Source organism: Azotobacter tropicalis (genome assembly GCF_059739045.1).
Window position 1 is genome coordinate 3,594,233 of the sequence record NZ_AP046059.1, and the last position, 25,487, is coordinate 3,619,719.

At 67.7% G+C, this 25,487-nt stretch carries 17 protein-coding genes and 3 pseudogenes; 10 read left to right on the top strand and 10 right to left on the bottom strand.

Annotation, left to right across the window (positions count from 1 at the left end; all coding sequences use genetic code 11):
- The first annotated feature begins 7 nt into the window (after positions 1 to 7).
- The 4 genes and pseudogenes from Atro_RS17075 to hemE all read left to right on the top strand — a co-directional run bounded on the left by Atro_RS17075 (position 8) and on the right by hemE (position 9,032).
- Positions 8 to 1,681: an AAA family ATPase gene (locus Atro_RS17075; protein WP_497924162.1), complete on the top strand. Its 1,674-nt coding sequence runs from the start codon at positions 8 to 10 to the stop codon at positions 1,679 to 1,681.
- Between the two features lie 198 nt (positions 1,682 to 1,879).
- A pseudogene (gltB, locus tag Atro_RS17080) lies at positions 1,880 to 6,324 on the top strand (glutamate synthase large subunit).
- Between the two features lie 108 nt (positions 6,325 to 6,432).
- Complete coding sequence (locus Atro_RS17085; RefSeq protein ID WP_497924164.1) at positions 6,433 to 7,854, top strand: glutamate synthase subunit beta; 1,422 nt, start codon at positions 6,433 to 6,435, stop codon at positions 7,852 to 7,854.
- 110 nt (positions 7,855 to 7,964) lie between these two features.
- A complete protein-coding gene (gene hemE / locus Atro_RS17090) occupies positions 7,965 to 9,032 on the top strand; it encodes a uroporphyrinogen decarboxylase (RefSeq protein WP_497924166.1) in 1,068 nt (355 codons plus the stop codon).
- A gap of 58 nt (positions 9,033 to 9,090) precedes the next feature.
- Here hemE and Atro_RS17095 read toward each other — a convergent pair whose 3' ends face one another.
- Complete coding sequence (locus Atro_RS17095) at positions 9,091 to 10,419, bottom strand: MFS transporter (protein ID WP_497927699.1); 1,329 nt, start codon at positions 10,417 to 10,419, stop codon at positions 9,091 to 9,093.
- 43 nt (positions 10,420 to 10,462) lie between these two features.
- On the opposite strand from Atro_RS17095, the gene Atro_RS17100 reads away from it, so the two are divergent.
- Both Atro_RS17100 and Atro_RS17105 read left to right on the top strand, forming a co-directional pair.
- Positions 10,463 to 11,389 carry a LysR family transcriptional regulator gene (locus Atro_RS17100; protein WP_497924168.1) on the top strand — a complete coding sequence of 309 codons (927 nt, stop codon included), beginning with the start codon at positions 10,463 to 10,465 and terminating at the stop codon, positions 11,387 to 11,389.
- 68 nt (positions 11,390 to 11,457) lie between these two features.
- On the top strand, positions 11,458 to 12,228 hold the full coding sequence (locus Atro_RS17105) for a ParA family protein (RefSeq protein ID WP_497924170.1): 771 nt from the start codon (positions 11,458 to 11,460) through the stop codon (positions 12,226 to 12,228).
- On the opposite strand, the gene Atro_RS17110 is transcribed toward Atro_RS17105, so the two are convergent.
- From Atro_RS17110 to Atro_RS17125, 4 genes and pseudogenes are all read right to left on the bottom strand, one after another.
- Positions 12,229 to 12,531, bottom strand: coding sequence for a hypothetical protein (locus Atro_RS17110; protein ID WP_497924172.1), 303 nt, complete (start codon positions 12,529 to 12,531; stop codon positions 12,229 to 12,231).
- Positions 12,532 to 12,719: 188 nt separating this feature from the next.
- Positions 12,720 to 13,043 (bottom strand): annotated as a pseudogene (locus tag Atro_RS17115) (universal stress protein); the annotation flags it as partial.
- 91 nt (positions 13,044 to 13,134) lie between these two features.
- Positions 13,135 to 13,569 carry a thioredoxin TrxC gene (gene trxC / locus Atro_RS17120; protein ID WP_497924173.1) on the bottom strand — a complete coding sequence of 145 codons (435 nt, stop codon included), beginning with the start codon at positions 13,567 to 13,569 and terminating at the stop codon, positions 13,135 to 13,137.
- Positions 13,570 to 13,666: 97 nt separating this feature from the next.
- The gene (locus Atro_RS17125; protein WP_497924175.1) at positions 13,667 to 14,644 is read right to left on the bottom strand and encodes a sulfite exporter TauE/SafE family protein; all 978 of its coding nucleotides are present in this window, start codon (positions 14,642 to 14,644) and stop codon (positions 13,667 to 13,669) included.
- A 191-nt stretch (positions 14,645 to 14,835) separates the two neighbouring features.
- Here Atro_RS17125 and Atro_RS17130 point away from each other — a divergent pair, with 191 nt between their 5' ends.
- Together Atro_RS17130 and Atro_RS17135 are read left to right on the top strand one after the other, a co-directional pair.
- Positions 14,836 to 14,982 (top strand): hypothetical protein, encoded by a 147-nt coding sequence (locus tag Atro_RS17130; protein WP_497924177.1) that lies wholly within the window; start codon positions 14,836 to 14,838, stop codon positions 14,980 to 14,982.
- Positions 14,964 to 15,161, top strand: a complete 198-nt coding sequence (locus Atro_RS17135; RefSeq protein ID WP_497924179.1) for a hypothetical protein — start codon at positions 14,964 to 14,966, stop codon at positions 15,159 to 15,161. Before Atro_RS17130 ends, Atro_RS17135 begins: the two co-directional genes overlap by 19 nt.
- A 28-nt stretch (positions 15,162 to 15,189) precedes the next feature.
- On the opposite strand, the gene selO is transcribed toward Atro_RS17135, so the two are convergent.
- The 5 genes and pseudogenes from selO to Atro_RS17160 form a co-directional block, all read right to left on the bottom strand.
- Positions 15,190 to 16,653: a protein adenylyltransferase SelO gene (gene selO, locus Atro_RS17140; RefSeq protein ID WP_497924181.1), complete on the bottom strand. Its 1,464-nt coding sequence runs from the start codon at positions 16,651 to 16,653 to the stop codon at positions 15,190 to 15,192.
- Positions 16,654 to 16,710: 57 nt separating this feature from the next.
- A complete protein-coding gene (gene mscK, locus Atro_RS17145; RefSeq protein WP_497924183.1) occupies positions 16,711 to 20,067 on the bottom strand; it encodes a mechanosensitive channel MscK in 3,357 nt (1,118 codons plus the stop codon).
- An 80-nt stretch (positions 20,068 to 20,147) separates the two neighbouring features.
- On the bottom strand, positions 20,148 to 21,896 hold the full coding sequence (locus Atro_RS17150) for a potassium/proton antiporter (RefSeq protein WP_497924185.1): 1,749 nt from the start codon (positions 21,894 to 21,896) through the stop codon (positions 20,148 to 20,150).
- A gap of 225 nt (positions 21,897 to 22,121) precedes the next feature.
- The gene (locus Atro_RS17155; RefSeq protein WP_497924187.1) at positions 22,122 to 22,337 is read right to left on the bottom strand and encodes a 2-hydroxymuconate tautomerase family protein; all 216 of its coding nucleotides are present in this window, start codon (positions 22,335 to 22,337) and stop codon (positions 22,122 to 22,124) included.
- A pseudogene (locus Atro_RS17160) lies at positions 22,325 to 23,529 on the bottom strand (YbfB/YjiJ family MFS transporter). Before Atro_RS17160 ends, Atro_RS17155 begins: the two are co-directional and overlap by 13 nt.
- Before the next feature lie 108 nt (positions 23,530 to 23,637).
- Here Atro_RS17160 and Atro_RS17165 point away from each other — a divergent pair.
- On the top strand, positions 23,638 to 24,528 hold the full coding sequence (locus Atro_RS17165) for a LysR family transcriptional regulator (protein WP_497924188.1): 891 nt from the start codon (positions 23,638 to 23,640) through the stop codon (positions 24,526 to 24,528).
- Positions 24,529 to 24,576: 48 nt separating this feature from the next.
- Positions 24,577 to 25,482, top strand: coding sequence for a 23S rRNA (adenine(2030)-N(6))-methyltransferase RlmJ (locus Atro_RS17170; RefSeq protein ID WP_497924190.1), 906 nt, complete (start codon positions 24,577 to 24,579; stop codon positions 25,480 to 25,482).
- The last annotated feature ends 5 nt before the right edge of the window (positions 25,483 to 25,487 follow it).

Below are 25,487 nucleotides of genomic sequence, written 5' to 3' on the forward strand. Positions count from 1 at the left end.
GAAAGCCATGACCAGTTTGCATGCAGATGAAGCTCTCCTGACCTACTACCAATTCAGCCACGATCCCTTCGCGCCGCGAACGCCGGGTTTCAAATTCTTCCCGGCGCAACGCAAGCAGGTACTTGGCCAGTTGCATCACCTTGCCCGCTATAGCCGATTGCTGCTGGTGGTCAGCGGTCCGCTGGGCAGTGGTAAGACGCTTTTGCGCCAAGCACTGGTGGCCAGCAGCAACAAGCAGGCAGTGCTGTGCGTTGTGGTTTCTGCGCGTGCCTCGGCGCGGGTCGATGGCTTGTTGAGGCAGATCGCCCTTGGGTTGGGGCTGGAGCATGCGGACGAGCACTCGATCCTGGGTCAGGTCGAACAGTTGGCTGCTGCCGGGCAGGAGCTCTACCTGTTGGTGGACGATGCAGAGCTGCTGGAAACGGCTGCTCTCGACGCGCTGCTGGCCCTGGCTGCGGGAACGGCCGTAGGGCGGCCGCACGTATTCCTGTTTGGCGAGCCGGAGTTGGTGGCCCGTCTGCAGTCTCTGGCCGACGGCGAGGAACGCTTCCATGTTTTGCGGCTGAATCCCTATGCTTTGAATGATACGCGTGAATACTTGACGCAGCGATTGGAGGGGGCGGGAGGTGATATCGGACTGTTCAGCGATGAGCAGATCGAGTCGATTCATCGTGGGTCTGGTGGTTGGCCGGGAGAGATCAATCGGCTTGCTCGCGAGCTGCTGCACGAGGAAATGCTGGTCGGCTATGCGGAGGAGGATGAGGTGGCTCCGGGCCTGATCCTGCCGAAAAAGCATCTGCTGGCTCTGGCAGTGGTCGCCGTAGCCGTGGCTGCGGCCTGGTTCATGCGCGGCGGAGCGGAAAGCGAGGCGCCGGCTGTGGCGCAGCCGCCGCTGGCGGAGGCGCCGAGCGCTCCGGCTGCCGAGCCGGTTGATGCCACGCCCTTGCAGTCCGTGGCGGACGAAACCCAGCCGGTGCTGCGCGAGCCGCTGGCCCAGGCGGCGAGCGAGGCGGACGTCGCGGATGTCGGGATTGCTGGTCCGGCGGCGGTCGTGGCGGCCACCACCGCTGCCGCGCTCGCGCCGAGCGCGCAGGCCCCGGTCGCGCCGCCGGCGCCGAAGCCTGCGCCCAAGGCGCCTGTGGTGGTGCAGCCGGCTTCCAAGCCCCAGCCTAGGGCTGCTTCTCAGTCACCGGCCGCCGCGAAGCCGGTCACGCCTCCCGCGCAGCCTGCTCCTGCGTCGCGGGTTGTGGCGAAGCCCGTCGCGCCAGCCCCGGCTCCGGCGGCTGTAGCCCCCACCCAGCAGGTGGCTGCGAAGCCGGCTCCGGCGGCCTCGGCTCCTGCCCCGCAGGCGGCACCGAAACCGGCGCTTCAGCCGGCTGCCGTCCAGGCCGGTGCGCCAGTGGGGGGTGATCGCGCCCAGGCTGCTTCGCGCTACACCCTGCAGGTGCTGGGTACGCGCTCGGAGAGCAGTGCTCAAGCCTTCGTGCGCGCCCAGGGGGTAGGTTACCGCTACTTCCGCAAGGTGCATCAGGGGCAGCCGCTGTTCGTGGTCACCTACGGCAGTTTCGCCAGTCGTGCCGAGGCGCAGGCGGCGATCAAGAGCCTGTCGGCGACGGTGCAGGCGAGTAAGCCTTGGCCGCGTACCTTCGCAAGTATTCAGCAGGAGGCTGGCGTGCGCTGAACTCGCTCTAACACGGAAGGTTCGATTTATCTTTCAAGATCGCGACACCCAGCTACGAGAAAACGACCAGAGCGTTTGTGGTGTGTGGTTGGGTGTGCGACAATAGTCGCCCTTTTTGTCTGTCCGGCCCCTAGAGCAATCTTGGTTGTGCAGGCAAGCACTGTTTGAAAGCAAAGAATCTGCCCGGTGAGAGTGTCTATGAAAGCAGGTCTGTACCATCCTGAAGAATTCAAGGATAACTGCGGCTTCGGTTTGATTGCCCACATGCAAGGCGAGGCGAGTCATCACCTGCTGCAAACCGCAATTGAAGCGCTGACCTGCATGACTCACCGCGGCGGCATCAACGCCGACGGCAAGACCGGCGACGGTTGCGGCCTGCTGATGCAGAAGCCGGACACTTTTCTGCGTGCCAAGGCGCAAGAACACTTCGGTGCCGAGTTGCCCCGGCAGTACGCGGTCGGCATGATCTTCCTCAGCCAAGACGCCGGCAAAGCCGAGGCATCGCGCGCGCGCGTGGACGAGGAGATCGTCGCACAGGGTCTGACCCTGGTGGGGTGGCGCGAGGTGCCGGTGGATACCTCGGTGCTCGGTCCGCTGGCCTTGGAGCGCCTGCCGCGCATCGAGCAGGTGTTCGTCGTCGGCGATGGCCTTTCCGATCAGGATTTCGCCATCAGGCTGTTCTTCGCCCGCCGGCGTGCCGAAGTCGCCCTCAAGGACGACCCGGACTTCTACGTCTGCAGCCTGTCGCACAAGGACATCATCTACAAGGGGCTGATGATGCCCGCCGATCTGGCGCGCTTCTACCCGGATCTGGGCGACGAGCGCCTGGCCACGGCGATCTGCGTGTTCCACCAGCGCTTCTCCACCAACACCCTGCCGCGCTGGCCGCTGGCTCAACCGTTCCGCTTCCTTGCCCACAACGGCGAGATCAACACCATCACCGGCAACCGCAACTGGGCCCAAGCGCGTCGTCTGAAGTTCGCCAACGAGCTGCTGCCCGATCTGGAAAGCCTGGCGCCGCTGGTCAACCGGACCGGCTCCGACTCCTCGAGCATGGACAACATGCTCGAGCTGCTGGTCACCGGCGGCATGGATCTGTTCCGCGGCCTACGCATGATCATTCCGCCGGCCTGGCAGAACGTCGAGACCATGGACGCTGATCTGCGCGCCTTCTACGAATACAACTCCATGCACATGGAGCCCTGGGACGGGCCGGCCGGCGTGGTACTGACCGATGGCCGCTACGCCGTATGCCTGCTCGATCGCAACGGCCTGCGTCCGGCCCGCTGGGTGACCACCCAAAACGGCTACATCACCCTGGCTTCGGAAATCGGCGTGTGGAACTACGCGCCGGAGGACGTCATCGCCAAGGGGCGGGTCGGCCCGGGGCAGATCCTCGCCGTGGACACCGAAACCGGCGAGATCCTGCATACCGACGACATCGACAACCGCCTGAAGTCGCGCCACCCCTACAAGAAGTGGCTGCGCCAGAATGCCCTGCGCATTCAGGCCCACCTGGACGAGAGCGAAGGCACCTCGGCCTACGACGCCGAGCAGCTCAAGCAGTACATGAAGATGTTCCAGGTCACCTTCGAGGAGCGTGACCAAGTGCTGCGTCCGCTCGCCGAGCAGGGCCAGGAAGCGGTCGGCTCGATGGGCGACGACACCCCCATGGCTGTGCTGTCCAAGCGCGTGCGTTCGACCTACGACTATTTCCGCCAGCAGTTCGCTCAGGTCACCAACCCGCCGATCGACCCGCTGCGCGAGTCCATCGTCATGTCCCTGGAGACCTGTTTGGGCGCCGAGCGCAACGTCTTCGAGGAAACCGCCGAGCACGCCAACCGGGCGATTCTGACCACGCCGGTGATCTCCCCGGCCAAGTGGCGCAGTATCATGAGCCTCGAGCGCGAAGGCTTCGAGCGGCAGCTCATCGACCTTAACTACGACGAGGCGCTGGGGCTCGAGGCTGCGGTGCGCAACATCGCCGATCAGGCCGAGGAGGCCGTGCGCGGTGGCAAGGTGCTGCTGGTGCTGTCTGACCGCCACATTGCCCCCGGCAAGCTGCCGGCGCACGCCTCCCTGGCCGTCGGTGCGGTGCACCACCGCCTGGTCGAGAAGGGCCTGCGCTGCGACTGCAACATCCTGGTGGAAACCGCCACCGCCCGTGACCCGCACCACTTCGCCGTGCTGCTGGGTTTCGGCGCCACCGCGGTCTACCCCTTCCTCGCCTACGAGGTGCTGGCCGACCTGATCCGTACCGGCGAAGTGCTGGGCGACATGGACGACGTGTTCAAGTACTACCGCAAAGGCATCTCCAAGGGTCTCCTGAAGATCCTCTCGAAGATGGGTATCTCCACCGTGGCTTCCTACCGCGGCGCCCAGCTGTTCGAAGCGGTCGGCCTGGCCGACGAGGTGGTCGGACTGAGCTTTCGTGGCGTCGCCTCGCGCATCAAGGGGGCGCGCTTCGTCGATCTGGAGATGGAGCAGAAGCTGCTGGCCGCCGAGGCCTGGAGCAAGCGTAAGCCGATCCAGCAGGGTGGCCTGCTGAAGTTCGTCTACGGCGGCGAATACCATGCCTACAACCCGGATGTGGTGAGCACCCTGCAGGCTGCCGTGCAGCAGGGCGACTATGCCAAGTTCAAGGAGTACAGCGCGCTGGTCGACCAGCGTCCGGTGTCGATGCTGCGCGACCTGCTCAAGGTCAGGGAGGCCGCCCAGCCGCTGGCGCTGGACGAGGTCGAGCCGCTGGAGGCGATTCTCAAGCGCTTCGACTCCGCCGGCATTTCCCTCGGTGCGCTGTCGCCGGAGGCCCACGAGGCCCTGGCCGAGGCGATGAACCGCTTGGGCGCGCGCTCCAACTCCGGCGAGGGTGGCGAAGACCCGGCGCGCTACGGCACCGTCAGGAGTTCGAAGATCAAGCAGGTGGCCACCGGCCGGTTCGGCGTGACTCCCGAGTATCTGGTCAACGCCGAAGTGCTGCAGATCAAGGTGGCCCAGGGCGCCAAGCCCGGCGAGGGCGGCCAGCTGCCGGGCGGCAAGGTCAACGGCCTGATCGCCCGCCTGCGCTATGCGGTGCCCGGCGTGACCCTGATCTCGCCGCCGCCGCACCACGACATCTATTCCATCGAGGACCTGGCGCAGCTGATCTATGACCTCAAGCAGGTCAATCCGCAGGCGCTGGTGTCGGTCAAGCTGGTGGCCGAGCCGGGCGTAGGCACCATTGCCGCCGGCGTGGCCAAGGCCTATGCCGACCTGATCACCATCTCCGGCTACGACGGTGGCACCGGCGCCTCGCCGCTGACCTCCATCCGCTACGCCGGCAGTCCCTGGGAGCTGGGCCTGGCCGAGGCACACCAGACCCTGCGCGGCAACGACCTGCGCGGCAAGGTGCGGGTGCAGACCGACGGTGGCCTGAAGACCGGCCTCGACGTGATCAAGGCGGCCATCCTCGGCGCCGAAAGCTTCGGTTTCGGCACTGCGCCGATGATCGCTCTGGGCTGCAAGTACCTGCGCATCTGCCACCTGAACAACTGCGCCACCGGCGTGGCGACCCAGAACGACAAGCTGCGCAAGGAGCACTTCATCGGCACTGTGGACATGGTGATCAACTTCTTCACCTATGTCGCCGAGGAAACTCGCGAGTGGCTGGCCAGGCTGGGTGTGCGCAGCCTCGGCGAGCTGATCGGTCGCACCGACCTGCTCGAGGTGCTGCCGGGCGAGACCGCCAAGCAGGCCCATCTGGACCTCAGTCCGCTGCTTGGCAGCGCACACGTCTCGGCTGACAAGCCGCAGTTCTGCGAGGTGGAGAAGAACCCGCCGTTCGACCCGGGCCTCTTGGCCGAGAAGATGGTCGAACTGGCCCGGCCGGCGATCCAGGCCAAGGCCGGCGGCGAGTTCGCGCTGGATATCTGCAACTGTGACCGCTCCATCGGCGCCCGGGTCTCCGGCGAGATCGCCAAGACCCATGGCAACCAGGGCATGGTCGCCGCGCCGATCACCTTCCGCTTCAAGGGAACCGCCGGGCAGAGCTTCGGCGTGTGGAACGCCGGCGGCCTGAACCTCTACCTGGAGGGCGACGCCAACGACTACGTGGGCAAGGGCATGACCGGCGGCAAGCTGGTGGTCACCCCGCCCAGGGCAGCGCGTTCAAGAGCCAGGACTCGGCGATCCTCGGCAACACCTGTCTGTATGGCGCCACCGGCGGCAAGCTGTTCGCCGCCGGCACCGCCGGCGAGCGCTTCGCCGTACGCAACTCCGGCGCCCATGCCGTGGTGGAGGGGACCGGCGACCACTGCTGCGAATACATGACCGGCGGCTTCGTCTGCGTGCTGGGCCGGACCGGCTACAACTTCGGCTCCGGGATGACCGGCGGCTTCGCCTACGTGCTCGACCAGGACAACGGCTTCGTCGACCGCGTCAACCACGAACTGGTGGAAATGCAGCGCATCAGCGGGGAGTCCATGGAGGCCCACCGCAGCCACTTGCAGGAAGTGCTGGCCGAGTACGTGGCCGAGACCGGCAGCCAGTGGGGCGCCCATCTGCTGGAGAACCTGGATGACTACTTGCGCATGTTCTGGCTGGTCAAGCCGAAGGCGGCGAGCCTGAAGTCCCTGCTCTCCAGCACCCGGGCCAACCCGCAGTAAGCAGCTTCGGCCGGAGCCTCGCGCAAGGGTGCGCGAGGCGGCCGGTCTATCCTGATGTGTCTTGCAGCGTCAGCCAGAGTCCTGACGCTGCTGTATAGAGGTTTTGAAATGACTGAACGTCTGAACAACGACTTCCAGTTCATCGAAGTCGGGCGCAAGGATCCGAAGAAGAAGCTGCTGCGTCAGCGCAAGCGGGAGTTCGTCGAGATTTACGACCTGTTCAAGCCGCAGCAGGCCCAGGAGCAGGCGCATCGCTGCCTCGGTTGTGGCAATCCCTACTGCGAGTGGAAGTGCCCGGTGCACAACTTCATTCCGAACTGGCTGAAGCTGGTATCGGAGGGCAACATCCTGGCGGCTGCCGAACTGTCGCATCAGACCAACACCCTGCCGGAAGTCTGCGGCCGGGTTTGTCCGCAGGACCGCCTCTGCGAGGGCGCCTGCACCCTGAACGACGGCTTCGGCGCGGTGACCATCGGCTCGGTGGAGAAGTACATCACCGACACCGCCTTCGCCATGGGCTGGCGTCCCGACATGTCCAAGGTCACGCCGACCGGCAAGCGCGTGGCGATCATCGGTGCTGGTCCGGCCGGCCTCGGCTGCGCGGACATCCTGGTGCGCAACGGGGTGACTCCGGTGGTGTTCGACAAGAACCCGGAAATCGGCGGCCTGCTGACCTTCGGCATTCCCGAGTTCAAGCTGGAGAAGAGCGTGCTGAGCCGGCGTCGCGAGGTGTTTACGGGCATGGGCATCGAATTCCGCCTGAACACCGAGGTGGGCAAGGACGTGACCATGCAGCAACTGCTCGACGAGTTCGATGCCGTGTTCATGGGCATGGGCACCTACACCTACATGAAGGGCGGCTTCCCCGGTGAGGACCTGCCGGGCGTGCACGACGCGCTGGACTTCCTGATTGCCAACGTCAACCGCAACCTCGGTTTCGAGAAGTCCCCGGAAGACTTCATCGACATGAAGGGCAAGAAGGTGGTGGTGCTGGGCGGTGGCGACACTGCCATGGACTGCAACCGCACCTCGATCCGCCAGGGCGCCAAGAGCGTGACCTGTGCCTACCGCCGCGACGAGGAGAACATGCCGGGTTCCCGCCGCGAGGTGAAGAACGCCAAGGAAGAGGGCGTGAAGTTCCTCTACAACCGCCAGCCCATCGCCATCGTCGGCGAGGACAAGGTGGAAGGCGTCAAGGTCGTCGAAACCCGCTTGGGCGAGCCCGACGCCCGTGGCCGGCGCAGCCCCGAGCCGATCCCCGGCTCCGAGGAGATCCTCCCGGCCGACGCCGTGGTCATCGCCTTCGGCTTCCGCCCGAGCCCGGCGCCCTGGTTCGAGGAGCTGCAGATCAAGACCGACAGCCAAGGCCGAGTGATCGCGCCGCTGCAGGACAACAAGTTCAAGCACCAGACCAGCAACCCGAAGGTCTTCGCCGGCGGTGACATGGTGCGCGGCTCGGATCTGGTGGTCACGGCGATCTACGAAGGCCGCCAGGCGGCCGAGGGCATCCTCGACTACCTGGGCCTCTGAAGTAGCCGCGGCTCGCCGCGGGCGGCAGGCAGCAAGAAGGCACGGCACTCGCCGTGCCTTTTGCTTTGGGCTTTGCGAAAATGCCGGCACTCTCTTGCCGGAACCCTGCCATGACTGTCCTGAAGAACGACCGTTTCCTCCGCGCCCTGCTCAAGCAACCCGTCGACGTCACCCCGGTGTGGATGATGCGCCAGGCCGGCCGCTACCTGCCGGAGTACCGGGCGACCCGGGCCAAGGCGGGCGACTTCATGAGCCTGTGTATGAATCCCACGCTGGCCTGCGAGGTGACGCTGCAGCCGCTGGATCGCTACCCGCAGCTGGATGCGGCGATCCTCTTCTCCGACATCCTCACCGTTCCCGATGCCATGGGCCTGGGCCTGTACTTCGAGAGCGGCGAGGGGCCGCGCTTTCGCAAGGTGGTTTCCAGCCCGGCGGACATCGAAGCCCTGCCGTTGCCCGATCCGGAGCGGGACCTGGGCTACGTGATGGAGGCGGTGCGCACCATCCGTCGCGAGCTGAACGGTCGCGTGCCGCTGATCGGCTTCTCCGGCAGCCCCTGGACCCTGGCCACCTACATGGTGGAAGGCGGCTCCAGCAAGGATTTTCGCAAGTCCAAGGCGATGCTCTACGACAACCCGCAGGCCATGCACGCCCTGCTCGACAAGCTGGCCCGGGCGGTCACCGCCTATCTCAACGGGCAGATCCTGGCCGGTGCCCAGGCCGTGCAGATCTTCGACTCCTGGGGTGGCAGCCTGTCGTCGGCGGCCTATCCGGAGTTTTCCCTGGCCTACATGAAAAGAATCGTCGATGGCCTGATCCGCGAGCATGAAGGTCGGCGCGTGCCGGTGATCCTCTTCACCAAGGGCGGCGGTTTGTGGCTGGAGGCCATGGCCGAGAGTGGCGCCGAAGCCCTGGGGCTGGACTGGACCTGCGACATCGGCAGCGCCCGCGCCCGGGTCGGCGACAAGGTCGCTCTGCAGGGCAACATGGACCCGAGCGTGCTCTATGCCAATCCGGCGGCGATCCGCACCGAGGTGGCACGCATTCTCGCCAGCTACGGTTCAGGCTCGGGGCATGTCTTCAACCTCGGTCACGGCATCACCCCCGAGGTCGACCCGGCCCATGCCGGCGCCTTCTTCGAGGCAGTGCACGAATTGTCGGCGCAATATCACCCCTGACGTTTCGTGTTGGAAGCAAAAGCCCGATCGACCGATCGGGCTTTTGCGTTTTCCGGACTCAGGCTGGCAGCTGCTTCGGCGGCAGGCGTGATAGGTGCAGGGCCACCAGCAGGGCCGCTGCGAGCAGGGCGGCGATAAACAGGCCGACGCCGTTCCAGCCACCGTGCTGCCAGAAAAATCCGCCCGCCGTGCCGGCCACGCTGGAGCCCACGTAGTAGCTGAACAGGTACAGCGACGAGGCCTGGCCGCGGGCCTGCAGGGCGCGGCGGCCGACCCAACTGCTGGCCAAGGAGTGGGCGGCGAAGAAGCCGAAGGCGAACAGCAGCATGCCGGCCAGGATCGCTCCCAGCGGGGCGAACAGGGTCAGCAGCACACCGCCGAGCATCAGCAGGATCGCCGGCCAGAACACCCGATGGCGGCCCAGGCGGTCGGCCAATGCGCCGGCCTGGGTCGAGCTGTAGGTGCCCGACAGGTAGACCACCGAAAGCAGGCCGAGCAGACTCATGTTGAGGTCGTAGGGCGGCTCGAGCAGGCGATAGCCGATATAGTTGAACAGGGTGACGAAGCCGCCCATCAACAGGAAGGCCTCGAGGAACAGCCAGGGCAGGCCGCGATCGGAGAAGTGCAGGCGCAGTCCGTGGGCCAGGCTGGCGAAGCTTAGCGGCGTCGCGCGAAACTGTCGCGAATCCGGCAGCAGGCGCCAGAACACCAGTGCTGCGAGCAGCGCCAGGGCGCCGAGGGCGGCCAGCGCCGCCTGCCAGGAGAAGAAGTCCAGCAGCAGGCCGCTGATCAGCCGGCCGCTCATCCCGCCCAAGGCGTTGCCGGAGATGTACAGACCCATGGCCAGGCCCAGATGCCGGGGATGGATCTCCTCGCTGAGATAGGACATCGCCACCGCCACCAGGCCGCTCAGGGCCAGACCGATCAGCGCGCGCATCGCGAGCAGGGCATGCCAGCCGGGCGTCAGCGGGGCGAGCAGGGTGAGCAGCGCCGCCGCGCACAGCGCCGCGACCATCACCGGCTTGCGGCCGACGGCGTCCGACAGCGGGCCGGTGACCAGCAGGCCGATGGCCAGGGTGATGGTCGAGATCGACAGCGCCAGGCTGCTCTGTGCCGCGCTCAGCGCGAAGGCGGCGGAAAATGCCGGCAGCATCGGCTGTACGCAGTAGAGCAAGGCGAAAGTGGCGAAGCCGCCGGCGAACAGCGCCCAGCTGGTGCGGCGGAATTGTGCTGTGCCCTTTTCGGTCTGGGGATGGCGGCGGCGCTGGTGGAGGCAGGCTGGACGGCAAGGGTGTTCATCTCGACCTCGGGGCGGGCGATCGTCGGCCGGCGGTCCGGCGGGATGCCGATCAGGATAGGTGAGGCGAGATTCGTGATTCCAATATATTGTTCGACTGATTTGATATGTCCTGCGAATCAATGAGGCTGCCATGGAGCTCCGTCACCTGCGCTACTTCGTCGCTGTTGCCGAGGAACTGCACTTCGGCCACGCTGCCGAGCGGTTGGGTATTTCCCAGCCACCGCTGAGCCAGCAGATCCAGGCGCTGGAGGACGAACTCGGCGTACGCCTGTTCGAGCGTACCAACCGCCAGGTGGCGCTCAGCGAGGTCGGCCGGCTGTTCCTGCCCGAGGCGCGCCAGGTGCTGGCTCAGCTCGACCAGGCGGTCGCCGTGGCCCGGCGCGCCCAGCGCGGCGAGCTGGGCGAGCTGAAGGTCGGCTTCACTTCCTCGGCGCCCTTCACCTCGACCATTCCGCGAGCGATCCGCGCCTTCCGCCAGGCCTGCCCCGAGGTGCATCTGGACCTGCGCGAGCTGAACAGCCGCGGCGTCGCCGAAGCGCTTCACGACGGGCGGCTGCAGGTCGGCATGCTGCGTCCGCTGACGCCTCTGCCCGAAGAGCTGGTGGCTCTGGAGCTGTTCGCCGAACCGCTGGTGGTGGTCCTGCCGGTCGGCCATCCGCTGGCTGGGAGCACCGACGGGGTGCGCCTGGCCGAGCTGGGCGAGGAGCCCTTCGTGTTCTTCCCGCGCACTTTCGGCACCGGGCTCTACGACCAGCTAGTCGGTTTGGCGCGGGCCGCCGGTTTCATCCCGCGCATCGTCCAGGAGGCTAGCGAGGCCATGACCCTGATCGGATTGGTCGCCACCGGCCTGGGCGTCACCGTGCTGCCGGCCTCGTTCAGCCGCATGCGCATCGACGGGGTGGTCTGCCGTACCCTGCTCGATCCTGGCGCCGCCACCGCGATATGGCTGGTGCGCCGGCGCGACGAGGCCTCGCCGCTGGTGCGGCGTTTCGCCGAACTCCTGGAGCGGGAGGCGCGCGAGGTACGGCCGCTGTGGGAAACCACTGCTAAGGAATAGGCGCACGGACCGGACAAATGGAGTTAAATGCGGGAGCTTCAGCGAACGGCACGGAAGGAGGCGGCGGCATGCGGCGCGTGGTATTCAATCGGAAAGGCGGCGTCGGCAAATCGAGCATCGCCTGCAATCTGGCGGCAGTGAGCGCGGCGCAGGGCTATCGTACCCTGCTGGTCGATCTCGACAGCCAGGCCAACTCCACCCACTACCTCAGCGGCCTGTGCGGCGAGGCCGTTCCGCTGGGCATCGCCGACTTCTTCAAGCAGGTCCTTGCCGGCGGAGTAGGCAAGCGGCCCAAGGTCAAGGTGATCGAAACGCCCTTCGCCAACCTCGATCTGGTCACCGCCTCGGCCGAGCTGGCCGATCTGCAGCCCAAGCTGGAAGCCAAGCACAAGATCACCCGTCTTCGCAGGCTGCTCGACGAACTGGGCGAGGATTACGAGCGGATTTACCTGGATACGCCGCCGGCGCTGAATTTCTATACGGTTTCCGCACTGATCGGCGCCGACCGCGTGCTGATTCCCTTCGATTGCGACAGCTTCTCGCGCCAGGCGCTGTACGCTCTGCTCGCCGAGCTCGCCGAGCTGCGCGATGAGCACAACGAGCACCTGCAGGTCGAGGGTATCGTGGTCAACCAGTTCCTGCCGCAGGCGGCGCTGCCGCAGCGCATGCTCGACGAGTTGATCGCCGAGGCGCTGCCGGTGCTGCCGGTGTACCTCGGCAGCTCGGTGAAGATGCGCGAGTCGCACCAGGCCTGCACGCCGCTGATCCATCTCGAGCCGAAGCACCGGCTGACCCGCCAGTTCGTCGCGCTGCACGACCTGCTGGAGGCGGCCGACTGATCAGCGCATCACCAGCAGGTCGCAGGGCGGGTTGTCCAGGTAGTGCCGGGTCAGACTGCCGAGCAGCCGCTCGCTCAGCGCGTCGCGGCTGTGCCCGCCGAGGGCGAGTAGCTGCGTGTCCTGGCCGGCGAGCGCGGCATCCAGGCAGGCTTGGCGCTCGCCGCTCTGGAAGCTGTGGCTGAACTGCACGGCGCGCGGTGGCAGGGCGGTGAATTCGGCGCCGATGAAGCGCTCGAAGAGCGACTGCTGGAAGGCCTGCTCGTCCGGATTGTCCGCGGCGCGGATGGCGGCGACCTCCTGCACGTGCAGCGCCCTGAGCTGTGCGCCGGGCGGCAGCAGCTGCCAGGCGGCGCGCAGGGCGCGGCTGGCGCAGGGGAGAAGTCGATGGCGACGAGGGCGCGCGCGTAGGGCGCACCGAGCGGGTCGACCGCCACCAGCACGGGAATCGGGCTGGCCTGCAGGATACGTTCCTGGACGCTGCCGGCGAACCGCTGCGCCGATTGTCGATGGTGGCTGCCGAGCACCAGCAGGTCGCAGGTGCCGAGGCTGATGTATTGCAGGATGAGTTCGGCGGGATGGGGCCCCACCTCCAGACGCAGCTGCACGTCCAGGGCCGGCTGGCCCTGCAGGTGGCTGGCCAGGGTCTGCTCTTCGGCGCTGCGCAGCCGGGCCAGCAGCGCCGGCGAGGGCTGGCTGGAGGCCACGTGCAGCAGGGTCAGGCGCGCTCGCAGCTGGCCGGCCAGCTGGATGGCGCGACGCAAGGCGATATCGGCTTCCGGGCTGAGATCGTGGGCGATCAGAATGTGCTTGGCCATGGTGCTTCCTCCTGAGGGGGCCACAGTCTGGCGGCAAGTCCGGGGTGGGGCCTTGACCTGCGACAAGGCCGCCGCAGCCCACGGTTTCGCGTCAGACGCCTTGCTGACGCAGCCAGGCGAGCAGTTGTGGCAACGGCAGGGCGCCGCTCTGGCGGGCCACTTCGCGACCGCTTCGAAACAGAATCAGCGTGGGGATCGAGCGGATACCCAGTTGGCCGGCCAACTGCGGCTCGGCCTCGCTGTCCAGCTTGGCCAGGCGTAGCCGTCCGGCCAGTTCCCGGGCGGCCTGCTCGAAGGTCGGCGCAAAGGCTTTGCACGGTCCGCACCAGTCGGCCCAGACGTCCAGCAGCAGCGGCAGGTCGCCCTTGAGCTGGGTGGCGAAGCCGGCCGTGTCGACGGCGAAAGGCGTGCCGGGCAATACGGGGCTCTTGCAGCGTCCGCAACGCGGCACATCGCCCAGGCGCGCGGCGGGGATGCGGTTGAGGCTGTGGCAGTGTGGGCAGGGGATCAGCAGGGCGTCGGTCATGGGGGACTCCGAAGGCGTTCGTTTCCTATCTGGAGCCGCGGACGGGGAAATCAAGGGTGGCTGCCGCCGAGCGGGCTCGGTGGCAGCGGAGGGGACGTCAGGCCAGACCGATATAGATGTTGTAAGCGCTGATCAAGGTGATCAGACAGCCAACGATGGTCAGCAGGGTTCTGGCCGACAGCCTCTTGCACAGCAGGGCGGCGAACGGGGAGGCGAACAGGCCGCCGAACACCAGGCCGGCGACCAGCATCCAGGTATCCGGCTGCCCGGCCAGCAGGATGAACGAGGTGGCGCTGGAAAGGGTCAGGAAGAACTCGGCGAAGTTGACCGAACCGATCGTGGTGCGCGGATCGCTGCCGGAGCCGAGCAGGCTGCTGGTGACCACCGGTCCCCAGCCGCCGCCGCCGGCGGCATCGACGAAGCCACCGAAGAGGGCCAGCTTGGCCACGTGCTTGGGCGCCTTGCGCTGGATCACATGGCGATACGCCTTGCTCAGGATGTACAGGCCCATCAGTAGCAGGTAGGCGGAAATGAAAGGCTTGAGTACCTTGCCGTTGAACTGGGTGACCAGCACCGCGCCGAGTACTGCGCCGATGATCCCTGGCAGCAGGAGGCGCAGAAACAGCGACTTGTTGACGTTGCCCAGCTTGACGTGAGCGATGCCTGACAGCCCGGTGGTGAACACCTCGGCGATGTGTACGCTGGCGCTGGCCGCCGCCGGCGAGGCGCCGGCACTGAGCAGGAAGGTGGTGGCCGTGATGCCGTAGGCCATGCCCAGCGCGCCGTCGATGATCTGCGCGAAGAAGCCGACGGAGACGGCGCTCCAGAAGGTCTGGCTGGCCAGGGTCTGCTCGATGATTTCCAGGCCCGTGATACCGCCGTTGTCGCCGAAGAACAGGCGCCAGGTGAGAAATGCCACCAGCCCGGCCAGGATCAACGCGGCCGCCCACATGGCTGCACGCAGGAGAGGATGGTTGTCCGGGTGCGAAACGACGTCTTCTACGGGGGGTAATCCCAGTGCCTGGTGCTCCGCGTTGAGCAGACTTGGGCTGAGATCGAGATCGCGGATTTTCATGCAGTTGCGCCTGACAGTGGGTGGTAGAACAGGCAAAAGCGAAGCCGCCGCAACGATAAGCGGCTTTCCTTAGATAGTCTAAGAATGTTTGAGAAGGTTTATATGCAAAAAAGGATTAAGTGCACCTGATTGCCTGCCTCGTTCGGCGTGCGGCATCCTGAGGTCTTGTGGCACGTCCGGCAGGAGACGTCATGAAAGCACTGGATGATGAAATCGGCCGCCAACTGGCCCGGGCGATAGCCGCCGGTCAGTTGCGCGCCGGAGCGGGCAAGCCGCTGGAGATCGACGAGGCCTGGCTGCAGACCCGCCCGGATTGCGCATGGCCTTCCAGGTCCTGAAGAGCGCCGGGGTGCCGCCCGCGGAGATGGAGCTGTTTCAGCGGCGCGCCAGCCTGCGCACCGGCCTGGCGGCGGCCGAGGACGAGCCCACCCGCCTGCGCCTGCAGCGCCAGCTGGCCGAACTGGAGCAGGACATCGCCTTCCGTCTGGAGGCGTTGCGCAAGCTGGGGCAAGGCTGAGGCGCTTCGCTTCGTCGAGTCCGTCGGCTCAGGACGAACAGCTGATCTCCAGATGCTTGCCCCATTCCGGCGGGCGTTCGGCATAGCGCTCCATCCCCGGCTGTTCGTCGAAGGGGCGCGAGAGTACCGCGTGCAGTTCGCGCACCGGACCGTAGTCGCCCCGTTCCGCCGCCTCGATGGCCTGCTGGGCCAGGTAGTTGCGCAGGATGTACTTCGGGTTGACGGCATGCATGCGCGCACGCCGCGCCGCCTCGTCCGGCGCGCCCTCGCGGGCCAGGCGGGCCAGGTGATCCGCGGCCCAGGCGTCGAAGCCGGCCAGGTCGACGAAGTCCTCGCGCAGGCGCTGCAGGGCGGTCGGTGCCGGGCTGTCGCCCAGCTCGCGGAAGAAGCGGCTGTAATCCACCGCGCTGCCCTGCATCAACTGCAGCAGGCGCTGCACCCGCTCGCGGTCGTCGGCCTCCGCTGTGGTAAGACCGAGGCGGCAACGCATCAGTGCCAGCCAGGCGCCGCGGAACAGCGGCAGGAAGTGCTTGAGGCTGTCCAGCAGGGCGTCCTTGTCGACGAACGGGGTCAGCGCCTGGGCCAGCGCGGAGAGGTTCCAGTGGGCGATGGGCACCTGGTTGTCGAAGGAGTAGCGCCCGGTGTCGTCGGAGTGGTTGCAGACGAAGCCCGGGTCGAAGTCGTCGAGGAAGGCGTAGGGGCCGAAGTCGAAGGTGATGCCGAGGATCGACATGTTGTCGGTGTTCATCACCCCGTGGCAGAAGCCGTAGGCCTGCCAGCGGGCGAGCAGCGCCGCGGTGCGTTCCAGCACCCGGTCGAAGAAGGCCCGGTAGGGCTCGGGCTGGGCAAGGCAGTCGGCGAAGTGCTCGGCGATGACGTAGTCCAGCAGTTGGCGCAGCGCCTCGTGCTGGCGGCTGTAGTAGAAGAACTCGAAATGGCCGAAGCGCACATGGCTGGGTGCCAGACGCAGCAGGGTCGCGGCGCGCTCCTCGGTTTCCCGCCAGACCGGGGTGTCCGAAGCGACCACGCAGAGCGCCCGCGAGCAGGGGATGCCGAGGGCGTGCAGGTGCTCGCTGGCGAGGAATTCGCGGATCGAGCTGCGCAGCACCGCGCGACCGTCGCCCATCCTGGAATAGGGGGTCTGGCCGGCGCCCTTGAGGTGCAGGTCCCAGCGCTCGCCGGCGGCGTTGATCACCTCGCCGAGCAGCAGGCCGCGGCCGTCGCCGAGCTGGGGGTTGTAGAAGCCGAACTGGTGGCCGGAATAGACCATGGCGCGCGGCTCGGTGCCGGGCCACGGCTGCTGTCCGGAGCAGAAGGCGACGAGCTGCGGGTCGTCGGCCGCGGCCGGCTCGAGATCGAGCAGCGCCAGGGCCGCCGGACTGGCCACCACCAGCCGCGGCGCTGCGATGGGCAGCGGCGTCACGGCGGTGGAGAAGGGCTGGCCGAGGCGGGCAAAGCGGTTATCGAAGGTGAGTTCGCTCGGGCGTTTCACGACAATCTCCGGCACGACCTGGATGGCTCACCATGACACGCGCGTTTGCCTGCGGAATCAAGCCTTGCCCGCCGGAGCGGGCAGCATCGCCGGCTTTTCCGCTGCGGCGCCGGCGGCCGCCTGCACCTCGTCGCCCTTGAGTTGCTGCTCCTGGCCCTTGGCGTTCTTGACGAACACGTCGACCTGGCGGAAGGCGATGTCGATGTGGTGCTCGCGGAACAGCTCGTCGATGCGCCGGTTGATCTCGTCGGTGGCGCGGCCGCGGTCGGCCAGTTCGCGCACGTGGATGATCAGGTCGTGGTCCAGGGTGCTCTCGCCGAAGCTCTGGAACAGCACCAGCGGCGGCGGCTCGCGCATCACCCGCGGGTTCTCGTCGGCGGCTTGGTAGAGCAGGTCGCGCACCAGGTCCAGATCCGAGCCGTAACCGACGCCGATCTTGAGCACCAGGCGGGTGACGGTGTCGCTCAGGGTCCAGTTGATCAGCTGGCTGGTGATGAAGGTCTTGTTCGGCACCACCACCACCTTGCGGTCGGCATCGATGATGTGGGTGGCGCGGATGCGGATGCGGTTCACCGAGCCGCTGACGCCGCCGACCGTCACCGTGTCGCCGATGCGCACCGGGCGCTCGAAGAGGATGATCAGGCCGGAGATGAAGTTGGCGATGATCTCCTGCATGCCGAAGCCGATGCCCACCGAGAGCGCGGCGACCAGCCACTGCAGCTTGTCCCAGCTGACCCCGAGGATGGACAGCGCGGTGACCAGACCGAAGCCGTAGATGGCGTAGGACAGCAGGGTCGTGGTGGCGTAGGAACTGCCCTGCGCCAGCTGCAGGCGCGAGAGGATCAGCATCTCCAGCAGGCCTGGCAGGTTGCGCGCCAGGACCACGGTGATGGTGCCGATCAGCAGGGCGGCGAGCACGTCGCGCAGGCTGATCGGCACCAGGCTGGCGGCGGCGCCGGTGCCGCTGGTGAATTCGTACAGGGTGATGTTGTCCAGGTAGTCGACCACCGAGAGCAGGTCGGCCCAGACCCAGTACAGGGCGCTCAGCAGCACGCCGAACAGGACCAGGCGGATCAGGCGCAGCGATTGCTGGTTAACCTGTTCGATATCCAGGGTCGGCTCCTCCGTCGGCTCGCCGACCTCGGCGCCTTCGGCCGCGGCATTCTGGCGCTTGGCCAGCGCGCGCTGATAGGCCAGGCGGCGGGCCGCCACCGCCAGGCCGCGCACCACGGTGGCCTCGACCAGCGCCCAGAGCAGCAGCACGTAGAGAGTCTGCACCAGGCGGTCGCTGAGCCGCAGGGCGGTGTAGTAGTAGCCGAGCACCAGGCCGAGGATCAGGCCGATCGGCAGCAGGGTGAACAGCAGGCCGATCAGCAGGTTGACCGGCGAGGCGTTCTGGCTGGCCGGGCCGCGCAGCAGGAGCTTGCTCAGCAGCCAGGCCATCAGCGCATAGCCGGACAGCAGCACGAGGATGCCGAGCACGTCGTTGTCCAGGGCACCCGGCTGGTTGCGGGCGAAGCCGACCACCCCGATCAGGGCCAGGACCACGATGGTGAAGCGGCGCACCTGCTTGCGCAGGAAGGCGACCTGCGGCCGTGCCCAGCCGAAGTGCAGTTCGGCCACGCCGCCGGGGGCGAGGATCTTGTAGGTGCTGTAGAGCACCAGCCAAGCCAGCGCCATGTCGTTCAGCGCGGCGCCCAGGTAGGGGTTCTGGCCGCGGGCGTCCATCTGCAGGGTGTAGCCGCCGAGGGCCAGAAACAAGGTTCCGGGCAGCGCCAGCAGCAGGTTGAAGAGCAGCGCCAGCGGGGTGTGCCGCTGGCTGTCGCGGCGGTAGTGGCCGATGTCGGCGTGCATCGCCTCGAGCTTGCGGGTGATGGCTCCGCGCTGCCAGAGCAGCACGCCGATCAGCAGCAGCAGCGGCAGGAAGACCCAGGGGCGCTGGATCAGCCCCGCGCCCAGGTCCTTGAAGATGGTCTTCCAGGAGATCTCGGTGACCTGGTCCTGCAGGCGTTCGGGCGTGGCTTTCAGCCAGTCCAGATCGATCGGCTTGTTGCTGGGAATCCAGAACAGCTGCTCCTCGAGGGTGGCGCCCACCTTCTCGGCGGTGTCGAGCAGCTGCTTCTGGTTCAGCTGCAGGGTGATCTCTTCGTTGAGCAGGGCGTTGAGTTCGTGATCGAGACGTTCGATCAGCTCGCTGCGGCTGTTGACCAGCTCCAGCAGGTCACCGCGCAGCGCCGGATCGACCGGCGCTTCCCCGTCGGCGGCCTGCTTGGCCAGCAGGCGATCGACGTAGCTCTCGGGGTCGCTGATGTCGCTGCGCTTCTGGCCGAGCTCGAACTGGTAGAGGCGGATGTCGCCGATCTCGTCGGCGAGACGGCCGTCGATCTGCACCTGGGGCAGGGAGAGCTTCTGCTGGAAGAGGATCTTGGCCAGCAGCAGGCTGCCGCGCAGCACCTCGATCTGCTCCTCGAGGGCCTGCTGGTTTTGGCTGAGGGTGTCCAGGGTGTGCTTGGTTTCCAGGTTCTGCCGGGTCCGCTCGTTGAGGCGGTCGGTGGTGCGCAGCAGGGCGTCGGACAGCTTCAGGTTCGCTGCGGTTTCCTTGGCCAGCAGGCTGTCGGAGCCGGCCGCGCTGGCATCGCGGGAGAGCGCGGCGAAGGTTTCCTCGGACATCGCCTTGCGCTTCTCGTTGACCACCGCCTGCAGGGCGGCGATTTCCTGGGCCAGGCGCTGGATGCGCTCCTGCAGCAGGTCGCGCTGGCTGGCGCCCAGCTCCAGGAGCTGGCTGTTGCCGGCCAGCTCCTGGCGGCGCAGGGCGGTCTTGGCGTCCAGGGCGGCCAGTTCGGCCTCCAGCAGGTTGCGGCCTTCGGGCGTCAGCGCCTTGCCGTCCTGCTTGCCGCTCTTGAGGAGCGTGTTGATTTCCAGGGCGCGCGCCAGGTTGGCGGCGATCTCCGTCTGGGCCCGCTCGGGCCGGGTCTGCGAGCTGACCAGCAGGGTGTTGGCGTCGTTCAACGCCTGCTGCCACTCGGCCATCTGGCCGTTGCGGGTGGTCAGCAGGTCCATCAGCCGCGGCAGCGAAGTATTGCCGTTCGGCGCGGTCACCGGCTTCTGCGCGGTGTCCTTGAGGCTGGCCAGCTCGCGCTGGGCGGCCTTGGTCTGCTGCGGTGCGGCGGTCAGCTGGCGTTTGAGCTCGTCCATCGCCTGCTCGCTCTCCTGGAGGAGATCGAGCTGGATCAGAGTCTGCTCGAGCTGCTGCTTGACGGTGGCCTGTTCGGCCTCCGCCAGCTTGCGTTCGGCCAGGCTATCCAGGCTGGCCTGCACGGTCTTGCGGCTGGGCGGCTCGGCGGCCTGGAGGCCGGGAATCTGTAAGCAGAGCGCGAGAAGAAGAACGCTGAACAGGGAACGCGAAACAGTCATGGCGTCTGGGTCTTTCGGCTGAAAAAGGCCCCAGTGTAACAAACGAGGCCTTTTTCGCACCCCCGTCCGACGAGCTCACCTCACAGGAACAGGGCCGGTCCCGGACGGTTGGCGTCCTCGGGAAACTTCAGGCCGACCTTGCGGACCCGGTCGCCCTCGGTGGCGGCCACGGTCCAGGTCAGGCCGTTCCAGTCGACATGGTCGCCGACCACCGGATGGCCGCCGATCAGCCCGGCGATGAAACGGCCGAGCGACTGGTTGCCGTCGATGCCGTCGAGCTTCAGGCCGTAGAGCGCCGCCAGGGCGGACAGCTCGGCATCGCCCTCGAGCACGAAGTCGCCGAAGAAGCGCAGGTCCTGGCCGCGCTTGGGCGGCTGGCTGAACAGCTTGCCGAGGCTCGGCAGGTCGTCCTCATGACCGATCACGCAGAGCAGGTCGCCGACCTCCAGGCGGGTGCTGCCGGACGGGTGGAGCAGCTGGCGGCCGCGGAACAGCGCGGCGATGCGCGTGCCGTCGGGCATCTTCAGGTCGCGCAGGGCGGCGCCAATGCACCACTTGCTGGCGCTCAGGCGATAGATGAACAGCTCCCACTGGCTGGTGGGGTGGATCTGCAGGCCGGTCCGCGAGATCGGCGTAGGCGAGGGCGGCACCTCGACCCGCGCCTTGCGCGCCGCCCAGCCGAGGGTGGTGCCCTGTAGCAGCAGCGAGACCAGCACGATGAAGAAGGCCACGTTGAAGTACAGGTTCGCCTGCGGCAGCCCGGCCATCAGCGGGAAGACCGCGAGGATCACCGGCACCGCGCCGCGCAGGCCGACCCAGGAGATGAACAGCCGCTCGCGCAGGTTGAAGTTGCGAAACGGCAGCAGGCCGAGGAACACCGACAGCGGGCGGGCGACGAGGATCATCCACAGCGACAGGGCCAGCGCCGGCACGGCGATGGGCAGCAGCGCACTGGGCGTGAGCAGCAGGCCGAGGACCAGAAACATGCCGATCTGGCTGAGCCAGGCCAGGCCGTCGAACATGTGCAGGATGCCGTGGCGGTTGCGGATCGGCCGGTTGCCCATCAGCAGGCCGCAGACGTAGACGGCGAGGATGCCGCTGCCGCCGATCGTGGTGGCCAGCGCGTAGATCATGATGCCGCCGCTGACCGCCAAGAGCGGATAGAGGCCTTCGGCGACGGTGAGGCGGTTGATCGTTTGCAGCAGCAGCCAGCCGCCGCCGAGGCCGAGGGCGATGCCGATGCCGAACTGCTCTAGGAGGCTGGTCAGCACGTCCCAGCCGAAACCGGTCCGTCCGGAGGCGAGCATCCCGATCAGGGTCACGGTGAGGAACACCGCCATCGGGTCGTTGCTGCCCGACTCGATTTCCAGGGTGGCGCCGACCCGCTCGTTGAGGCCCTTGCCGTTGAGCAGGTTGAACACCACCGCGGCATCGGTGGAACCGACGATGGCGCCGATCAACAGGCCCTGCAGCAGGCTGAGGTCGAACAGCCAGGCGGCGGCCAGTCCGGTCAGGCCGGAGGTGACCGCCACGCCCACGGTGGCCAGCGACACCGCCGGCCAGAGCGCCACGCGGAAGGTGGCGGCGCGGGTGCGCATGCCGCCGTCGAGGAGGATGATCGCCAGCGCCAGGTTGCCGACCAAAAAGGCCAGGGAATAGTCGTCGAAAGCGATGCCGCCGATACCGTCGACCCCGGCGAGCATGCCCACGGCGAGGAAGATCACCAGGATCGGGATGCCGAGACGGGTGGACAGGGAGCTGAGCAGGATGCTGGAGCCCACCAGCAGTGCGCCGATCAGGAACAGGGTATCGATGGTGGCGGCATCCAAAACGGGAGGTCTCCAGGTCGGCCGGCAAAAGCAATCAAGCGCATATATGCATCAGTCGTGCCAATGGATTAAAGCCGCTGTCTCGACCGACTGTCAAAGGATAAGTTCGGCGGTATCGGGGCGGGAGGGGCGACTGTCGGGCCGATCGTTTTCGGGGCGTCGGGAGAGGGGTTGCAGGCTGTCTGCGGTGCCGGCCGGGAGGGCCGGCCGGCGCACGCTGCGGGGTCATTTCGGCGGCTGGCCCTCGCCGCGCCGGCGCTCGGTGACCGGGATGCCGCCGATGCCCCAGTTGTCGGTGTCCACCTCGTCGATCACCACCACGGTGGTCGCCGGGTTCTTGCCCAGCACCTCGACCAGCAGGCGGGTGGCACCTTCGATGAGCTGGCGTTTCTGTTCGGCGGTCGCGCCTTCGCGGGTGATCTTGATGTTCACGTAGGGCATTGCTGGATTTCCTTGTGCAGGGGGTGGAGGGGAATCAGCCAGGTCCAGGCGAGCGCCCAGAGCAGGGCGCCGGCGCCGAGGGCGAAGCTTTGCGTCAGGCTGCCGCCCTGGCCGATCCACAGCCCGGCCAGCCAGGGCCGGCGAGCTGGGCGCCGCCGTACAGGGCGATCAGTGCGGCGGACAGGCGCGGCCCCTGATGCGGTTGCAGGCTGCGCGCCAGGCGCTGGGTCAGCAGCACGCTGCCGACGAAGGTCCCGCCCACCAGCAGGGCGCAGAGCAGCACGCCGGTCGCGCCCGGCCAGAGCAGCGGCGCGGCGGCGCCGAGGGCCTGCAGGGCGTAGCTGGCGAGCAGCGCGCGACGGTCGCCGAGGCGCGTGCCCAGGTGGTTCCACAGCGGGATCGACAGCAGGCAGGCGATGGCGGTCCAGCGCCAGGCGCCTTCGAGCAGCGGGTCGCCGGCCGGCAGCTGCTCGCGGGCCAGGGTCGGCAGGAAGGTCATCGGCAGGATGTAGCCGAGGCCGGCGCCGGCGTAGGCGAGAAACAGCGGCGTGCTGGCCCGGTCGAACAGTGGCGTGGCGGATGGCGTACCTTTGCTTGCGCTGCCTGCCGGTCGTGGCGGCAGCTGCAGGCGGGCGAGCAGCCAGATGCCGAGCAGCGCCAGGGGGACGGCCAGGGCGGCCATCGGCAGCCAGCGCCGGGCGCCGGCGAGCGACTCGGCCGGCCAGTTGGCCAGGCCGTTGGAGAGCAGCAGGCCGGCGGCGAAGCCGAGATAGACCAGGCCGCTCAGTCCGGCGCGCTGCCGGCTGGCCAGCCATTCGAGGACCAGCGCCGGGGCGAGGACGAACACCACGCCGTTGCTGATGCCATTGGCCAGGCGCAGGACCAGCAGCAGCGCATAGTCGCCGGCGAAGCACTGCGCCAGGGTCAGCAGGGCGTTCAGCAGCAGAGCCAGAAACAAGCCCGGGCGCAGCCGCGCCGGGGCGTGGAGGAGCAGGGCGAGCAGGGCGCCGAGCAGGTAGCCGACGTAGTTCCAGGTCGCCAGCTGCGAGCCCTGCTGCAGATCGAGCAGGCCGTCGGCGAGAAAATGCGGCAAGAGCGGGGTGAAGGCGAAGCGGCCGAGGGCGTGCACCACCACCAGCGCGGCGCTGCCACCCAGCAGGGCGAGGAAGATCTGACGGGGCGGTGCGCTCATGGGCGAGGCTCTCTTGTGGTTTTTCGTTTACCTTAGCGATTGCTCCGGAAATACTGCCAGTGAAAAATACTGAAGCCGTTTTTCACTTTTGATGCTGTCGAGGTGCCCATGTCTTCCTGGGAGCGACTCAATCCCCAGCTGCTGCGCCATTTCCTCGCGGTCAGCCGCTGCGGTTCGCTGATCGGTGCGGCCCAGGAGCTGCACTGCGTGCCGTCGAACGTTTCCGCGCGGCTGCGCCAGCTGGAGGCGCAGCTCGGCGTCGCACTGTTCCAGCGCCAGGCGCAGCGCCTGCGCCTGACCCCGGCGGGAACCCGTCTGCTGCCCCATGCCGAGCAGCTGGAGCAGCTCTGCCGGGTGGCCTGGAGCAGCGTCCAGGAAGACCTGTGGGCCGGCGAGCTGCGCCTGGGTTCGATGGAGTCCACCGCCGCGGTGCGCCTGCCGGAGGTGCTGGCCGCCCTCCACCGGGAGGCGCCGCGGCTCGACCTGAGCCTAGTGACCGGTACCAGCGGCCATCTGCTCGGCGAGGTGCTTGCCGGACGCCTGGACGCCGCGCTGATCGGCGGTCCCCACGAGGACCCGCGGCTGCACGGCGAGGCGATCTGGCACGAGGAGCTGGTGCTGGTGCTGCCGGAAGGGCTGGCTCCCGAGTCCCTGGCGCAGGCGCCGGTGACCCTGCTCGGCTTTCCCAGCGGCTGCCACTACCGCGAGCGCCTGGAGCGCTGGAGCGAGCGCCACCGCCTGCAGGTCGGCGCGCGGCAGAGCTACGGCTCGATCGACGCGATCCTCGGCGCCGCTGCCGCCGGGATGGGGGTCGGCCTGCTGCCGCGCAGCCTGCTGGAGCTGCATCCGCGTGGCCAGCTGGTGCGCTGGCGGCCGATCGAGGCCGACTTGGCGGCGGCGCCGACGCTGCTGGTGCGCCGCCGCGACACGCCCGTACACGCCGCGCTGGAGCGCCTGCTCGAACTGCTGCGGGGTTCTCCTGCGCAGGCGACTGCTTGAGTCGGTCGGCAAGCGGGTAAACTGTGCGGCCCGAGGAGTCCGCCTGCCATGAATTACCGCCACGCCTTCCATGCCGGCAACCATGCCGATGTCCTGAAACACCTGACCCTGGCCCGCCTGATCGCCCTGCTGGCGCGCAAGGAGGCCCCCTTCGCCTACCTCGACAGCCATGCCGGCGTCGGCCTCTACGACCTGCAGGGTGATGCGGCCAGCCGCACCGGCGAGTGGCTGGAGGGCATCGCCCGCCTGTGGGACGCGGCGGACCTGCCCGCGCCGGCCGCCGACTACCTGAACGTAGTCCGCGAGATGAACGCCGACGGCGTGCTGCGCCACTATCCCGGCTCGCCCGAGCTGGCGCGCCGCCTGACCCGCCCGCAGGACCGCCTGCAGCTCAACGAGAAGCACCCCGAGGACGGCCGTCTGCTCAAGGAGAACATGGCCGGCGACCGGCGCGTCGCGGTGCATCGGGGCGAGGGCTGGCACCTTCCGCGCGCCCTGCTGCCGGTGGCGGAGAAGCGCGCCCTGCTGTTGATCGATCCGCCCTTCGAGCAGACCGACGAACTGGAGCGCTGTGCCCAGGCGCTGCAGGAGGCGATCGGGCGCATGCGTCAGACGGTGGTGGCGATCTGGTATCCGATCAAGGACCTGCGCCAGCTCAAACGCTTCTATCAGGACCTGCAGAAGAGCGGCGCGCCCACGTTGCTGCGCGCCGAGCTCTACGTGCATCCGGCCGATGAGGCGCAGCGTCTGAACGGCTCGGGCCTGGCGATCGCCAACCCGCCGTGGGGACTGGAGGAAGAGCTGCGCCAGCTCTTGCCTTGGCTGGCCGAGCGCCTGGCGCAGAGCCAGGGCGACTGGCGGCTGGACTGGCTGATCGAGGAGCAGCCGTTCGCCGCCAAACCGGCCACCAAGCCCGGCGCCCAGGCGACCGGGCGCAAGGGCCGCAAGCCGTAGGGAGC

Bases quoted from the DNA above. Each gene is read 5' to 3' on its own strand.
- Atro_RS17075 (WP_497924162.1), top strand. From the start codon at position 8: ATGACCAGTTTGCATGCAGATGAAGCTCTCCTGACCTACTACCAATTC.
- Atro_RS17085 (WP_497924164.1), top strand. From the start codon at position 6,433: ATGACTGAACGTCTGAACAACGACTTCCAGTTCATCGAAGTCGGGCGC.
- hemE (WP_497924166.1), top strand. From the start codon at position 7,965: ATGACTGTCCTGAAGAACGACCGTTTCCTCCGCGCCCTGCTCAAGCAA.
- Atro_RS17100 (WP_497924168.1), top strand. From the start codon at position 10,463: ATGGAGCTCCGTCACCTGCGCTACTTCGTCGCTGTTGCCGAGGAACTG.
- Atro_RS17105 (WP_497924170.1), top strand. From the start codon at position 11,458: ATGCGGCGCGTGGTATTCAATCGGAAAGGCGGCGTCGGCAAATCGAGC.
- trxC (WP_497924173.1), bottom strand. From the start codon at position 13,569: ATGACCGACGCCCTGCTGATCCCCTGCCCACACTGCCACAGCCTCAAC.
- Atro_RS17125 (WP_497924175.1), bottom strand. From the start codon at position 14,644: ATGAAAATCCGCGATCTCGATCTCAGCCCAAGTCTGCTCAACGCGGAG.
- Atro_RS17130 (WP_497924177.1), top strand. From the start codon at position 14,836: ATGAAAGCACTGGATGATGAAATCGGCCGCCAACTGGCCCGGGCGATA.
- Atro_RS17135 (WP_497924179.1), top strand. From the start codon at position 14,964: ATGGCCTTCCAGGTCCTGAAGAGCGCCGGGGTGCCGCCCGCGGAGATG.
- mscK (WP_497924183.1), bottom strand. From the start codon at position 20,067: ATGACTGTTTCGCGTTCCCTGTTCAGCGTTCTTCTTCTCGCGCTCTGC.
- Atro_RS17155 (WP_497924187.1), bottom strand. From the start codon at position 22,337: ATGCCCTACGTGAACATCAAGATCACCCGCGAAGGCGCGACCGCCGAA.
- Atro_RS17165 (WP_497924188.1), top strand. From the start codon at position 23,638: ATGTCTTCCTGGGAGCGACTCAATCCCCAGCTGCTGCGCCATTTCCTC.
- Atro_RS17170 (WP_497924190.1), top strand. From the start codon at position 24,577: ATGAATTACCGCCACGCCTTCCATGCCGGCAACCATGCCGATGTCCTG.